The 14,591-nt window shown below is 64.6% G+C and carries 13 protein-coding genes and 2 tRNA genes; 9 read left to right on the top strand and 6 right to left on the bottom strand.

From position 1 onward, the window contains the following. Together tatC and tatB are read right to left on the bottom strand one after the other, a co-directional pair. Window positions 1–777: a twin-arginine translocase subunit TatC gene (tatC, locus tag ABFD52_00555; protein ID MEN6559251.1), complete on the bottom strand. Its 777-nt coding sequence runs from the start codon at window positions 775–777 to the stop codon at window positions 1–3. After that, window positions 746–1,096 (bottom strand): Sec-independent protein translocase protein TatB, encoded by a 351-nt coding sequence (gene tatB, locus ABFD52_00560; protein ID MEN6559252.1) that lies wholly within the window; start codon window positions 1,094–1,096, stop codon window positions 746–748. Before tatB ends, tatC begins: the two co-directional genes overlap by 32 nt. A 110-nt stretch (window positions 1,097–1,206) precedes the next feature. Here tatB and ABFD52_00565 point away from each other — a divergent pair, with 110 nt between their 5' ends. The 9 genes from ABFD52_00565 (at window position 1,207) to ABFD52_00605 (ending at window position 9,844) form a co-directional block, all read left to right on the top strand. Beyond that, the gene (locus tag ABFD52_00565) at window positions 1,207–2,775 is read left to right on the top strand and encodes a S41 family peptidase (GenBank protein ID MEN6559253.1); all 1,569 of its coding nucleotides are present in this window, start codon (window positions 1,207–1,209) and stop codon (window positions 2,773–2,775) included. A 55-nt stretch (window positions 2,776–2,830) separates the two neighbouring features. Beyond that, the gene (gene rpiB / locus ABFD52_00570; protein ID MEN6559254.1) at window positions 2,831–3,280 is read left to right on the top strand and encodes a ribose 5-phosphate isomerase B; all 450 of its coding nucleotides are present in this window, start codon (window positions 2,831–2,833) and stop codon (window positions 3,278–3,280) included. An 11-nt stretch (window positions 3,281–3,291) separates the two neighbouring features. After that, complete coding sequence (locus ABFD52_00575) at window positions 3,292–4,734, top strand: hypothetical protein (GenBank protein MEN6559255.1); 1,443 nt, start codon at window positions 3,292–3,294, stop codon at window positions 4,732–4,734. A gap of 2 nt (window positions 4,735–4,736) precedes the next feature. After that, window positions 4,737–6,017, top strand: a complete 1,281-nt coding sequence (purD, locus tag ABFD52_00580) for a phosphoribosylamine--glycine ligase (GenBank protein MEN6559256.1) — start codon at window positions 4,737–4,739, stop codon at window positions 6,015–6,017. Beyond that, entirely contained in the window at window positions 6,014–6,505 is a 492-nt protein-coding gene (purE, locus tag ABFD52_00585; protein ID MEN6559257.1) for a 5-(carboxyamino)imidazole ribonucleotide mutase, read from the top strand. Before purD ends, purE begins: the two co-directional genes overlap by 4 nt. A gap of 9 nt (window positions 6,506–6,514) precedes the next feature. Further along, window positions 6,515–7,777 (top strand): MiaB/RimO family radical SAM methylthiotransferase, encoded by a 1,263-nt coding sequence (locus ABFD52_00590; protein MEN6559258.1) that lies wholly within the window; start codon window positions 6,515–6,517, stop codon window positions 7,775–7,777. Then, window positions 7,774–9,558: a DNA mismatch repair endonuclease MutL gene (gene mutL, locus ABFD52_00595; GenBank protein ID MEN6559259.1), complete on the top strand. Its 1,785-nt coding sequence runs from the start codon at window positions 7,774–7,776 to the stop codon at window positions 9,556–9,558. Before ABFD52_00590 ends, mutL begins: the two co-directional genes overlap by 4 nt. Window positions 9,559–9,669: 111 nt before the next feature. After that, window positions 9,670–9,744: transfer RNA gene (locus ABFD52_00600), tRNA-Pro, on the top strand. Window positions 9,745–9,767: 23 nt separating this feature from the next. Then, window positions 9,768–9,844: transfer RNA gene (locus ABFD52_00605), tRNA-Arg, on the top strand. A 1,672-nt stretch (window positions 9,845–11,516) separates the two neighbouring features. Here the strand turns inward: ABFD52_00605 and ABFD52_00610 are convergent. The 4 genes from ABFD52_00610 to ABFD52_00625 all read right to left on the bottom strand — a co-directional run bounded on the left by ABFD52_00610 (window position 11,517) and on the right by ABFD52_00625 (window position 14,420). Beyond that, on the bottom strand, window positions 11,517–11,753 hold the full coding sequence (locus tag ABFD52_00610) for a hypothetical protein (protein MEN6559260.1): 237 nt from the start codon (window positions 11,751–11,753) through the stop codon (window positions 11,517–11,519). Then, window positions 11,753–12,046 (bottom strand): RNA-binding protein, encoded by a 294-nt coding sequence (locus ABFD52_00615; protein ID MEN6559261.1) that lies wholly within the window; start codon window positions 12,044–12,046, stop codon window positions 11,753–11,755. The genes ABFD52_00610 and ABFD52_00615 overlap by 1 nt, the downstream gene beginning before the upstream one ends. A 113-nt stretch (window positions 12,047–12,159) precedes the next feature. Next, on the bottom strand, window positions 12,160–13,638 hold the full coding sequence (locus tag ABFD52_00620; protein ID MEN6559262.1) for a hypothetical protein: 1,479 nt from the start codon (window positions 13,636–13,638) through the stop codon (window positions 12,160–12,162). A 134-nt stretch (window positions 13,639–13,772) separates the two neighbouring features. Continuing rightward, window positions 13,773–14,420, bottom strand: a complete 648-nt coding sequence (locus ABFD52_00625; GenBank protein ID MEN6559263.1) for a hypothetical protein — start codon at window positions 14,418–14,420, stop codon at window positions 13,773–13,775. Between the last annotated feature and the right edge of the window lie 171 nt (window positions 14,421–14,591).

Consider the following 14,591-nt stretch of genomic DNA (forward strand, 5'->3'; position numbering starts at 1 on the left):
TCAGCCGGCCTGCTCCGTCTCCTTCCGGCGGGCCTTGTCACGGCGGCGGCCCACCACCAGGGCGATCAGGATGCCGAGGCCGTACAGGAGGATCATCGGGACGGCCACGATGCTCTGGGTGATGGCGTCCGGCGTGGGCGTGATCACGGCGGCGAGGACGAAGGCGGCCAGGACGGCGTACTTGAAGTTGCGGACCATCCAGCGGGCCGTGACCAGGCCCATCTTGGCCAGGAAGTAGATGATCGTCGGCAGCTCGAAGACGGCGGCGATGCCGAGGAGGACCTTGAGAGCGAAGCCCAGATAGTCGTCGGCCTTGATGACCGGCTGGAAGTCCGAGCCGAGCTGAATGAAGAAGCGGCAGGCCCAGGGGAAGACGATGAAGTAGCCGAAGGCCGCGCCGAGCAGGAAGAAGACGGTCGTCATGAACACGAAGGGGATGACGTACTTCTTCTCTTTCTGGTAGAGCCCCGGCGCGACGAAGTACCAGATCTGGAGGAAAATGAACGGCGACATGATGAAGAGGGAGGCCAGGAAGCCGACCTTCATGTAGAGCATGAACGGCGCGGTCAGGCCCGTGTAGGCGAGCTTGGCGCCTTCGGGCAGATACCGGGTCACCGGCCGGGCCAGGATCTTGAAGATGTCCTTGGCGAAGATCCAGCCCGGGACGAACCCGAGGATCAGGGCCAGGATGGCGTAGAAGAGCCGCTTCCGGAGGTCCTCCAGATGCTCGAGGAAGGTCATCTCGTCAGGAGATTTTTTGCCCTTCCCCAGTCCCATGATCCTCGCTGCCCTTCTTGGTTTCTCCGCCCTTGTCCTTGGGGCTCTCGTCCGGGACGGCGGTCAGATCGTCCGCGAACGAGCGCACCCCGGACCGCAGGTCATCGACCCCGGACTGGATGTCCTTGCGGATGTCGTTGATCTCCGAGGCCTCGATCTCGTCGTTGATGCGGCCCTTGATCTCCTCCGAGGTCTTCTTGAACTCGCGCATGGCCTTGCCGACCGAGCGGCCGATCTCGGGGAGCTTCCTCGGGCCGAAAACGAGCAAGGCGATGACAAAGATGAGGAGGAGTTCCTCCGTTCCAAGGCTGCCGAACATGTTCGTCTCGCGGCGCTATTATAGCACGGCGCGGGGAGGCCGCCAAAGCCGGGCCCGCGCGGCTTTACACCGGCCGCGGCGGATGGTAAAATTAGCGGGACGTGAAGTCTATGAAAAAAGGCCTTGTCCCCCTGATCGTGGCGGGGCTCGTCCTGCTTTCGACGCCCTCGCACGACGAGGATCTCTGGGCCGCCGCCGGGAGCAAGGCCCGGGCCGTGGCCGGCCTCCTCGAGCAGAATTATTACCAGCCGCTCAACGAGGAGGCCCTGGCCGTGGCCTCGATCAAGGGGACGCTGGACACGCTCGATCCCCACTCCTACTTCCTCGACCCCTCGAGCTTCTCCCGAATGCGCGAGGACTATTCTGGCAAGTATTTCGGCGTCGGCCTGCAGATCCAGAAGCAGGGCGACAGCATCGTCGTCATCGCCCCGATCGAGGGCGGGCCGGCCTGGCGCCTGGGCCTGCTGCCCGGCGACGTCATCTCGCGCATCAACGGCGAGTCCACGGTGCCGATCTCGAGCTATGACGCCATGCAGAAGCTCCGCGGCGAGAAGGGCACCAAGGTCGACATCACCGTCGTCCGCGACGGAGTCGACAAGCCGCTCGAGCTGACCATCGTCCGAGAGGAGATCCCGCTCCTGAGCGTCCCCTACGCCTTCCTCCTCGACGGGGGCATCGGCTACGTCTACATCAGGAACTTCGGCGAGGAGACGCCGCGGGAGCTCGAGGAGGCCCTGCAGAAGCTCACGGCCCAGGGGATGAAGAGCCTCGTCCTCGACCTGCGCCTGGACACCGGCGGGGGCCTGGCCGCCTCGGTCGAGATCTCGGACCTGTTCCTTCCCCGGGGCGAGCTGATCGTGTCCATGAAGGGCCGCAATCCCTACTTCGACAAGGAGTTCCGGGCCTACGCCGACGGCCAGTACGAGAAGCTGCCCCTGGTCATCCTCATCGACCAGGGCACGGCCAGCGCCTCCGAGATCGTCAGCGGTGCGGTCATGGACCACGATCGGGGCCTCATCGTAGGCGAGGACTCCTGGGGCAAGGGCCTGGTCCAGCAGCTCTTCCCGCTGGCCCCGAACATGGCCGTGGCCCTGACCGTGGCCAAGTACCTGACCCCGAGCGGGCGGTCCATCCAGCGCGATTACAGCCATCTCGACGAATACCTGATGAGCAAGCGCGCCCCCGAGGCCAGCCGCGAGATCCGCTACACCGAGCACGGCCGCAAGGTCCTCGGGCAGGGCGGCATCACCCCCGACTACGCCGTCGATTCCCTGCTCAAGCCGGTCACGGGCCGGCTGCGCCTGAGCGGGATGTTCTTCGCCTACGCCCGGAAGCTCGTTCAGCACCAGACCGACCTCGGCCGGAAGCTGATGCTGCCGCAGGAAGCCCGGGCAGGCGAGCCCGTCTCGGCCGGCAAGATCCGGGTCGGCCAAGCCTTCGTCGTCACCGACGAGGTCGTGGCCGATTTCCGCAAGTACCTCGCCTCCCGCAAGGCGCAATACGACGCGGCGGCGTTCCGCGAGGCCGAGCCGGAGATCCGGCGGGAGATCGAGCGCGAGGTCACCGGGGCCATCTGGGGCGTCGACGCCGGGGTCAAGATCTCGCGGGAGAGCGATCCTGTCGTCCTCAAGGCCATCGAGGTCATGCCCGAAGCGACCCGGCTCCTCGACCGGGAATGACCGGCGCCGGCGGCCGCGCCGCCGGGCGCCGAAGGGGACGAGAAAGGAGACCGGTATGACCATCGCCCTCGCGTCCGACCACGCCGGCTACGAGCTCAAGGCCGGCATCGCCGAGTACCTGAAGGCCCGGGGCGTCGACTTCGTCGACTTCGGCTGCGGCCCGGGCGAAAAAGTGGATTACGTCGAGTACGGGTCGAAGGCCGCCCGGGCCGTCGTTTCCGGCCGATGCGACCGGGCCATCCTCGTCTGCGGCACCGGGCTCGGCATGGCCATCGTGGCTAACAAGTTCAAGGGCCTGCGGGCCACCCCGTGCGGCATCGAATACGCCGCCGAGGTCAGCCGCTCCCATAACGACTCGAACTGCCTGGCCCTGGGCGGCCGCACCCAGACCCTTGAGCTGGCCACCCGCCTGGTGCGGATCTGGCTCGAAACGCCCTTCGAGGCCGGCCGGCACGCCCGGCGGGTCCAGATGATCAGCGACCTAGAGACCGCAAATTTCAAATAAGGACAGGTGACATGCCGACTTTCGCCGAAAAAGCCCAGGACCTGGCCGCCCGGACCGAGCGGAACAGCGCCTGGCGCCAGCAGGACTGCTTCAACCTCATCCCTTCCGAGGCCACGCCCTCGCTCCTGGTCAAGATGTTCGAGATCGCCGACCCGGCCGGCCGCTACGCCGAGCACCGGACGATGAAGGGCGAGGAGGTTTATTTCTACCAGGGCACGGACTTCATCCGCGACATCGAGATCGAGTGCCAGCGCGAGATGGCGGCCTTTTTCGGCTGCACCGACATCGAGCTCCGGCCGATCAGCGGCCAGATGGCCAACGAGTGCGTCTTCAAGGGCCTGGTCAAGTTCATCAACCGCGGCCGGGCCGCGGGCCAGCTCTCGCGGCGCATCCGGCTGGTCTTCAACAACGAGCTCATCTACGGCGGGCACCTCAGCGCCCAGCCGATGGGGGCGCTGTTCAATTACGTCGAGGAAGACCCGGCGACGGGCAAGGAGCGGATCGTCAACCTGCCCGTCCGCAAGGACAATCCCTACAAGCCCGACCCCGAGGCCCTCGGCCGCCTCCTCGAGGCGCACAGGCCCGAGCTCATCGTCTTCGGCAAGAGCATGTTCCTCTACCGCGAGCCGGTCAAGTTCGCGGCCGACATCGTCAGGGACTGGAAGGACCGCCCCGTCCTGATGTTCGACATGGCCCACGTCCTGGGCCTCTACGGCGCTTTCCAGGCTCCCTTCGAGGAAGGCGCCGACCTCGTCACCGGCAGCACGCACAAGACCTTCTTCGGGACGCAGCGCGGCGTCGTCGCCGGCAACATCGTCAAGGGCTCGACGTTCCGGCCGCTCTGGACCGAGATCAAGGGCCGGGCCTTCCCTGGATCGACCAGCAACCACCATCTGGGGACTCTGCTCGGCCTGCTGATGGCCGCCCACGAGATGAACGCCTTCAAGGCGCCCTTCCAGGCCCAGGTCCGGGCCAACGCCAAGGCCCTGGCCAGGGCCCTGCACGCCCACGGCATCCCGGTCGAGGGCGACCCGGCCGACGGCTACACCGAGACCCACCAGGTCATCATCCGGGTCAAGGCCTTCGGGCCGGGCATGGCCATCGCCCGGCGCCTGGAGACCAACAACGTCCTGACCAACTACCAGGCCTTGCCCGACGACGCCACCTTCCTCGAATCGAGCGGCATCCGCCTGGGCGTCCAGGAGATGACCCGGTTCGGCATGGTCGAGAAGGACTTCGACGCGCTCGCCGGCCTGATGGCCGATATCATCATCCGCGGAAAGACCGCCGGCCCGGAGGTGGCCAAGTACCGGAAGAACTTCCTGAAGATGGGCTTCACCCTCCCGCCGGCCGAGGCCCTGCCCCTGGCGGCCCGGATCCTGGCCGCCTCGATCCCCGATCCCGGCTACGCGGCCGCGTTCGTCGAGAACCTGCGCCGGGTCACGGGGGCCTGAACGTGAAGATCCTGATCGTCGGGTCCGGCGGCCGCGAGCATGCCCTGGCCTGGCGGATCGCGAAGAGCCCGCGGGTCGAAAAGATCTACTGCGCCCCGGGCAACGGCGGGACGCGGCTCGTGGCCGAGAACGTGCCGCTGGCCGAGACCGACATCGCCGGGCTGGCCGATTTCGCCGGGCGGGAGAAGATCGGCCTGACCGTGGTCGGCCCCGAGATCCCGCTGGCCCTGGGCCTGGCCGACGAGTTCGAGAGGCGGGGCCTGCGCGTCTTCGGCCCGTCGAAGAAGGCGGCCGAGATCGAGGGCAGCAAGGTCTTCGCCAAGGAGTTCATGGGCCGCCACCGCATCCCGACCGGCCGGTTCCGGGTCACCGACGATTTCGAGCAGGCCCGCAAGATCCTGGCCTCGGGCGAGTTCGGCTTTCCCGTCGTCCTCAAGGCCGACGGCCTCGCGGCGGGCAAGGGGGTCGTCGTCTGCGCCACGCAGCAGAAGGCCGAGGAGACGGCCGGCGAGATGCTGGTCCGGAAGAAGTTCGGCACGGCCGGCCGCCGCATCGTCATCGAGGAATTCCTCCGCGGCCGCGAGGTCTCGTTCATCGTCATAACCGACGGCCTGCGGGTCCAGCCCCTGGTGACGGCCATGGACCACAAGGCCGCCTACGACGGCGACAAGGGCCCGAACACCGGCGGCATGGGGGCCATCTCGCCCTCGCCGCTCATGACCGAGAAGCTCTTCGACGAGATCATGTCCACCGTGATCATGCCGGCCGTCACCCGCCTGCTCGAGGAGGGGCGGAAGTTCAAGGGCGTCCTGTACGCCGGGCTGATGATCACCGCCGAGGGGCCGAAGGTGCTCGAGTTCAACGGCCGCTTCGGCGACCCCGAGACCCAGCCCCAGATGGTCCGGCTCGAAAGCGACCTGGTCGACCTGCTGGAGGCGGCCGTCGACGAGGACCTCCTGCGGACCGAGGTCCGCTGGTCGCCCCGGCCCGCGGGCTGCGTCGTCGTGGCCTCGGGCGGCTATCCCCTCCACTACGAGAAAGGCAAGATCATCTCCGGCCTGGCCGAGGCCGAGGCGGTTCCCGGCGTGACGGTCTTTCAGGCCGGGACGAAGTACGAGAACGGCCGCTGCGTGACGACAGGCGGCCGGGTCCTGAACGTCTGCGCTTCGGACGAGACCCTGGGCGGGGCCATGGGCCGGATCTACGACGCCTGCCGCCGGATCTATTTCGAAGCCATGTACTACCGCCGGGACATCGGCGCCGTCAAGGAGGAGCGGACATGAAGGTCATGATCTTTCTCGGCAGCGAGTCCGACGCGGGGACGATCGAGGAGGCCCTCGCCGTCCTCAAGGACTTCGGCGTGTCGTTCGGCCTCGAGGTGACCTCGGCCCACCGCTCGCCCGAGCGGACGGTCCGCCTGGTCCGGTCGGCCGAAGCCGCCGGCGTCGAGATCTTCGTCGCCGCGGCCGGCAAGGCGGCCCACCTGGCCGGCGTGGTCGCCGCCCACACGGTCAGGCCCGTGATCGGCGTCCCCGTCGAGAGCCCGGCCCTGGCCGGGTTCGACGCGCTTCTGTCGACCGTCCAGATGCCCAAGGGCGTGCCCGTGGCCACGATGGCCCTGGGCAAGCACGGCGGCACCAACGCCGCCCTCCTGGCGATCGAGATCCTGGCCCTCCACGACGACGGGCTGCGGACGAAGCTCGCGGCTTACAGGGCCAAGATGGCCGACAAGGTCGAAGCCGCTTCCCTCCAGCTCAAGGAGAAGCTCTAGCCGGCGGCGATGGTCTCGTTTGCGATCCGGAATTTCGGTTGCCGCGCCAACCAGGCCGACGCGTTCGCCTGGGCGGACGCTCTCGGCCGGAGCGGCCTGCGCCTCGAACGGGATTGGGCCCGTGGCGACGTCGTCGTCGTCAATTCCTGCACGCTGACGGCGCGGGCCGACCGGGACGTCAAGAAGTTCATCCGCGCGGTCGCCCGCGAGAATCCGGCGTCCCGGATCGTCGTCGCCGGGTGCTATGCCGAGCGAGCCCCGGCCGATCTGGCCGCGCTGCCGGGGGTGGCCGCCGTATTGCCGCGGCGGGCCGAACCAGATCTGGTCGAAAGGGTCCTGGAGCTCGGGGGGCCGGGGGCGCGGACGGAAGAGCGCGCGCCGGACGACGCCTTCAGGGCCAGGGCCTTTCTGAGGGTCCAAGACGGCTGCGACAACCGCTGCGCCTACTGCATCGTCCCCGGCGTCCGCGGCCCGAGCCGGAGCGTCCCGGGGGACACGGTTGCGGCCTCGGTCGCGGACCTGGCCCGGCGCGGCTTCCGGGAGATCGTCCTGGCCGGCATCCATCTTTCCTCCTACGGCGAGGAGCTCGAGCCGCGAACGTCGCTCGCCGGGCTCCTGGCGGGCCTGCGGGGCCGGACCGGCCCGGCCCGGCTGCGGCTGACCTCGCTCGATCCGCGGCGGATGGACGACGCCCTGATCGGCTGCATCGTCTCTGACGCCGCGATCTGTCCCCACGTCCATCTGTCCCTCCAGCATGCCTCGGCCGGCACGCTCCGGCTGATGGGCCGGCCCGTCGAGCCCGGACGCGCCGAGGCCATCCTGGAGCGGCTGGGCCGGCTCGCCCCCGACGCGGCGATCGGGGCCGACCTCATGGCCGGCTTTCCCGGGGAGACGGAGTCCGATTTCGAGGCGACGAGGGCGCTCCTCGAGCGCTCGGCGCTGACCTACGCCCATGTCTTCCCGTACTCGCCCCGGCCGGGGACGCCGGCGGCCGCCCGGCCCCAAGTTCCGGCGGGCCTGGCCGCCGGGCGGGCCAGGGCCCTGCGGCGGGTCGCGGCCATGAAGGACTATCGCTTCCGGCGGCGCTTCGTCGGCCGGGAGCTCGAGGCCGTGGTCATCGACCGCCCGGCCGGCGGCGCCGGGGCGGAGGTCCTGACCGGCAACTTCATCAAGGTGTTCGTCCCGGCCTGCGCCGCCCCGCGGCGGGAGCTGGTCCGGGTGGCGGTCCGCCGCGTCCTGCCGCTCCGGACCGAAGGCGAGGTCGTGGCATGAAGAAGATCCATCTCCTGCCGGACGACGTGGCCCGGAAGATCGCCGCGGGCGAGGTCATCGAGCGGCCGGTCTCCGTGGTCAAGGAGCTGGTCGAGAACGCCCTGGACGCCGGCGCGACGGACGTCCGCATCGACCTCGTCGACGGGGGCAAGACCCTGATCAGGGTCCGGGACGACGGCGCGGGCATGGACCGCGAGGACGCGGCCCTGTGCTTCCGCCGGCACTCGACCAGCAAGATCGCCAGGGAAGAGGACCTCGAGCGGATCGCGACGCTCGGCTTCCGGGGCGAGGCCCTGGCCAGCATCGCGGCCGTCTCCCGGCTGACGCTCCGGACCTTCGACGGGACCGGCGACCGGGGCACGATGATCGAGCGGGAGGGCGAACGCCTGGTCGCCGTCACGGACATCGCCTTTCCCCGGGGCTCGACGGTCGAGGTCCGCGACCTGTTCTTCAACCTCCCGGCCCGGCGCAAATTCCTGCGCAGCGGGACGTCCGAGCTCGGCCCCGTGGCTAAATATGTGACCCAGGCCGCGCTGGGCGCGCCGGGGACCCGCTTCACCCTTGTCCACGGGACGCGGGAGACGATCTCCTGCCCGCCCGTGGCCACGCTCCGGGAGCGGGTCTTCCAGCTTTTCGGCAAGAAGCTGGTCGACGGGCTCATGGATGTCGCGGCCGAGGACGGGGAGGCCCGGGTCGATGGCTTGGCTTCGCTGCCCCTGGGCGGCCGCGGCGACAAGTCGGTGCAATACTTTTTCGTCAACGGCCGGCCGGTCAAGGACCGCATCCTGCTCGCCGCCCTGAGCCAGGCCTACACCGGCATCCTCGAGCGGGGCCGGTCTCCGGAGGCCTTCCTGTTCCTGCGGCTGCCGTATGCCGATGTGGACGTCAACGTCCATCCGGCCAAGGCCGAGGTCCGGTTCAGGGACACCCAGGTCGTCTTCAGGCTGGTGCTCCGGGCGGTCGGCGAAGGGGCCGCCCGCGGCCACACGATCAAGGAGGTCGCGCCGGGCCCGGGAAAGACGGCGGCCGGGCCACGGGTAGGAGAGGGCGGCGCGGATTACCAGGCCCCGGGGCTGGATTTCGGCCCGGGCGGCCCGGACGAGCATGCGGCGGGACCCGCGGCCGCCCGGTCGGACGGCATTGGCGGCGGGACCTGGGACATGTGCCGGAGGTACGCGCCCCCGCTTTCGGCGTCAGCTGCCCCGACGAGCCGCCCCGCGGTCCTCGGCCAGTTCGCGAACATGTACATCGTCGCGGCGGCGGCGGACGGTCTCCTCGTCGTCGACCAGCACAACGCCCACGAGCGCGTCCTGTTCGAAAGGTTCAGGGAGATCGACCGGCGCAAGCTCTGGCCCCGCAAGACTCCCCTCATCCCGGCCCTGATCGAGCTCGCGCCGCCGGCGGCGTCCAGCCTGGAGGAGAACGCGGCGGCGCTCGAGGAACTGGGTTTTCGGGTCGAAGCCATGGGCGGCCGCTCCTACGCGCTCAAGGAATATCCCGACGTTTTCAAAGAGGAAGAAGCCCAGGCCGTCTTCCTGAGCCTGCTCGAGGAGGCCGGAGCGAAGGGGGCGGAGGACCGGCGCGAGCGGATGCTCGCGACCATGGCCTGCAAGTCGGCCGTCAAGGCCGGCGAGCCCCTGAACAGCGAAAAGATGGCCTACCTCGTCGAGGAGCTTTTCAAGACATCCCAGCCGGCCCTGTGCCCCCACGGCCGCCCGATCGTCGTCCGGGTCGAGAAGTCGGCCATCGACAAGGGGCTCGGAAGAAAAGGCCAGACGTAGGAAAGCCGGGGCCAGGAAAGACGAAACCAGGAAAGAAGGGACCAGGTCTTCGCAGGCGGCCAAATTGACACCCAGTCACCGCGTCGGTTAAGATACATCGACTGAATGGAACGGGGAGTGGCGCAGCCTGGCTAGCGCGCCTGCCTTGGGAGCAGGAGGTCGGCGGTTCAAATCCGCTCTCCCCGATGTCTTCCTCACGCCGCCTCGACGCGCCTGTAGCTCAGGTGGATAGAGCAGCTGCCTTCTAAGCAGCGGGTCGGGGGTTCGAGTCCCTCCAGGCGCGCCAACTTTAATTTCAGGCGTTTTTCCGGGTTTTTCCGAGCCGGAATCACCCTCGGGGACCGCCTTCATCGCCTTGATGAACCCTCTCTTGGCTAGGTCCAGAAAAGGTTGATTCCAATGGAATTGGAACTTGTCGTAGGTCAAGTATTCGTCCGTTTCCGTCAGCGGGAGCAGGGTGGGTTCGCGGTAGACCTCGACGGTTCTAAACAGGAGGGAATTCAGTTTCTGCCGTTTTTCCGGTGATGCGTGTAAGTATATATTTTTCAACGCCTTAGAAAATTCTAGAATTTCCCTCATGTCCTGGACGTCCCCGGCGAGATTGCCCGTCTTGACGGACTCCAGATGGCTCTCGATCTCGGAACGCTCGGTAGCGGCCTCCTCCAACTGCCTCATGAAGGATTCTTGGACGCGCAGGGAGGCCTTCGCCATGTTGTCGGTAAGGAACTTCTCCTTCGCCTTTAGCTCGGTCAACCTTGCGCTCAGGGTCGTGATCTTGTCGCGGTTCATCTGGGCGAGCAGTTTGATCCCGTCTTCGAGCTGATCTTTAACCTCTAGGTAGACCTTCTCGTCCACGTCCAGGGCCTCGATGGCCGCGCTGAACGCTTCGTCGATCTCACGCCCCTTGAGATAGGGCTTTCGATAGTTAGGACAGCCGGGCGTACTACAATGGTAGTAGTGGTGGACCTTTTTATCGCCGGACTTCAAGTCCTTGATCTGCTCGTCGCCACCGAAGCCGTTCGTGCATAGATGGCAAGTGAGGAGGCCTTTATACCGGAAGTCCTTCCCGCGCTTGATGAGCCGCTTGCCGCCGAGAATATCCTGGACCTGGTCCCATTGGGCCTTGGAGATGAGGGGTTCGTAGTTCCCTCGGTTGGAGTACTTGACCCCCTTGATGGGAATGACCCCGTAGTAGTAGGGATGCCGGAGGTAGTCATTAATTTGGTCGGAGTTGAGCGCCCGACCAGTATCGGACCGGAGCCCCATATCGCGGGCCTTCCGCATTAGCTCGGTCTTATTCCTCTCGCCGGTGGCGATGACGTATTCGAACAGCCGCTTGATAATCGGGGCCCGGTCCGGGTCCTGCACGGGGACCTTGACCCACTTCCCATCGACTAGCTTCGGCACAGAGAGGTAACCGATCGGCTTCTTGTGTGGGTACCGACCCAGGGCTCCTTGTGTCTGCCAGGCCTCGGTCACTTGGCTGGAATTATCGTCCGAATCCTCAGTCGCCTTGACTAGCTCTCGTTCGAACGCACGAGTCCTCTTTCGATCCTCAGGTTCTTGGGATAGTGGGCTGAAGGCCTCCTTGGTTACGGCGTTGTGATGCCGAACCCCGGTGTCGCGCAACGGAAGCCAGTCATCGAGATTACGGGCGATCCGAGAAGGGATAAAGAATATCAGGTGCTGAATCTTCTCGGCTTTGATCTGCTTGATCATCGCTTTGTACTTCGGTCTCTTGCCCGCTTTCCAAGCAGAATCCGTCTCCTCGACTATCCTATCTCCGATATCAAGCCCATGTTCGCGGGCGTATTCGAGGCACTTGTTAAGCTGGGTGATAGGGGAGAACGCATCTTGGGCCTTCGTGCTGACCCGGATGTAGCAGATCGCCTTTTCGCCCATATAGCGGCCTCGGTTCTAAATATAAACCAGCTCACGAATAATGTCAAGAGATTTCCTTATGGAGCCCAGACTTCGCAAGGGAAGACCTTATACAGCCCGTCGAGGAACCTCTGCTTAAAGCCGGGCGCGATCGGGGCCTCATCGTCATAGGCGACGCAACGCCAGAGCACGCCGTCTGGGCCCTCCACTTCGAAGCACTCTGTATGGACCTCGATCGCCTCGACATACTGCATCACCACCTGGGCCAGCAGGTCATCGAGACTTTCATGATCAGACCATCGGAACTTTTCCATCATCTCCCCCAGTGCGGCATCTGCCGCCGTTCGTTATTCGGTCTCTCACGGCGTGGAAGAGCGCGGCTGACGTGGAGGACCCGGTCCATGAAGAGTGTAGTATCCAACGACTCGATAGCTTTCATGGCCTCATGATGATCCGGCATCGTTATGAACGAGAAGCCCCGAGACCGCGACCCGATCCCTTCGGCCCGGACGATCTCGACCTGCTCCACCTTCCCGTATTGTTCAAACAAGGCCCGGACATCGGCCTCTGTTGCGTCGAAATTCAGGCTTCCAACGTAGATTCGCATAGATTCACTCCTTTTCTCTGGGAAACGGGCCTGCCCGCGCCTGTATGCGGCGCGATCATCTTCGCGTGAAGGGCTCTGTATAGGCCACTTTGAGATCGCGCCGTGCTCATAAGTTACCTCCTGATAATCCTGCTTAGACCGCCAGGCCCCGGTGAGAGAAAGTCGTGCATCTCCTTCTCAAGGTCCTCGCGTGCATCGAGCGCTCGTCCGAGAGGACTCATATGCTGTTTAGCGGGAAGGTGCGCGTTCATTTCCTTCTCGTCCCAAACGGTCCCTCTCGCCGCAAACACGAGCGCCCCAACGACGGCGTTGCAGAGGTCGTCGTGCGAATTGTCAGGATGCAGGACTATGTCCTTTCCAGAGCGACCGGTTCTGCGTTCCAAGCTCAACAGCTGGACGATCAGACGCTCGTCGTTGATAATCTCGCATCGAGCCATCGTAAAGAGAGCCTGACCCTCAAGATACAAGTCCGAAGCAGAGAGGTCCGAGACATCAACACGAATTCCTTGTTTTCTGAAGGCCTCGGCAACCCATTCTCCAGCGTATCTATCGCTGGAGACACAATGACACCCATAACTTTTCAGGATACCCGCAAACTCCTCGGCGATCTTCGAAGGGTCAAACGGGGGTCTCCGTTCTTCTATCCGGTCGAGTAGGACTTTCTCTCCTTCCCGATGGCAGATCGCCAGGGCGAAAGAATCATTCCGCCCACCACTGGGGTCTATATGAGCGACATACCTGAGTTTTGGATCGGGTAATGATAAACTTCGCGTTGCGGCCCCACGAACCAGGTCCTCGTTCAAAAAATCGGATATATCATCTCTGAATTCCGAATAGAACTCAGACCTATATCGCAATGGGTCTCTCAAAATGAGTCGGTCAATCGTGGCCTGAGAGAAGGTAGGGTTCATTTCTGTGGTGATAGCATGAAACACAAGCTCGTCCGAATCCTTGGCAAAGGCGTTCTTGTACGTTTGATAAAGGTAGCCTGATTTCTTGTACACGGTGCTGATCGCGATGAGCCGCGCGTTGGGCTTCATCGAGGGCAGAATGGCTGTGATTACCTCTTCAGCAGGATTCGCCGAATTCTCATCCCGCCAGAACGCGATTTCGTCCGCGACGACTGCGATTGTACTGAAGCCTCGAACGCCCTTGAAAGAACATGTCTTCACCCCTACGGCAGTCCCGTTACAGAGAAAAATCTCATCCGCCGTCTCGCGCTCAATCATGTCCGGAAAAAGAGAGAGTAAGCTTCGCACATACCCCAGCACAATCTGACTCTGCTGACGGTCATTCGAGATGCAAAAGGCCCATCCTCGTTCGCCGGGGGCGAGTTCTTTTTCATGGCCGCCCCACAACGCCTCGTAGGCGGTGATGAGACCGGAAATTCTCGATTTTCCGCTTCGCCGCCCGGAGACACAGAGGGCAGAATGATACCCCTCGGACCGAGCCGTCTCGCGTCCTGTGAAGTGCTGAAACAAGGACAGCTCGTCCTCGTCCAGAGGGAGACCGTACAGGCCCTTGAGTAGGATAGTCCAGGCGGCCCAGGTATCGTTAGGCGTGAACGCGGTTCCGAAGAACCTATCGTCCATCATGGCCTCGATGATGTCACGGGGCCGCGCGGGGATCTTCCGAGAATGGAAATAACAGAAGTCGGAATCGGCGACGCACCATGACCCGCATTGGCGTCCGTCTGGATGGATGAACGTGCATTGGGCGGGCATGGCTACATTCGGGCTTGAAGCATACGGAGTCGGCGGATCAGGTCTTCAGGAACAGGACCGTCAAGTGAGGGGGCAGAACGCAAGGCTTCTTCTCGAAGGTCCTTGAGGGTCTGGAGGAGGACTTCGTTCTTGTCGGCCACGGTCGTAAGCCGATCGTGCTCGGTGTCGAAGACTTGATAATCGCCGCGAAATCCCATTTTCCGGAGACTGGCGAGCGCTTTCTGATCGGAGCCGGATGCCTGCTCTTTCCCGGCGTGATTGTGGATGATCGCTTTGAGGCCGGACAGGTAGAATTTCTTAGCGCGGAGGGTGTCGAACAGTTCTTGTCCTGTGAGCGAAACCTGATTCGCCTCCCCGGAGGAGATGGACACGAACGTTCCATCGTCCTTGAGGAAGATCATCGTCTCGCCCTGCTCGGAACCCCAGCCGCGGTACAGGCGGTGGAGTTCGGAGGTTAGGTCATCTGTATTGATTGTGCCCGTTTCCACTTTCTTTCCTTTCCCAACTCCACCAGTCCCGGCCTTGCTCCCTCCTTGCTTCCCAGGTCGGCCCTTGTGGCCGAAGTTGCCGGAGCCCTTGCCGCCCTCTGCCAGAGAGGCCTTGATGAGGCGGACTTTCTCGGTGAGCGTCATTGCTGAAGTATTGAGCATTCCTCACCTTGGCACGTATCGCAGGATTCGCAAGAGTAGCAGACCGCGCAAGCCGGGCCTTGACCTGAGCCGCAGTACCCTCCCTCACAGGCATAACAGGACTGACAGGTCTGGCACGACAGCTGGCACCCCATACAGGTCACGCATGACCCACAATTAGCCTGTTGGCAG

The organism is Acidobacteriota bacterium (genome assembly GCA_039683095.1).
Classification (GTDB): domain Bacteria; phylum Acidobacteriota; class Aminicenantia; order Aminicenantales; family Saccharicenantaceae; genus RBG-16-66-30.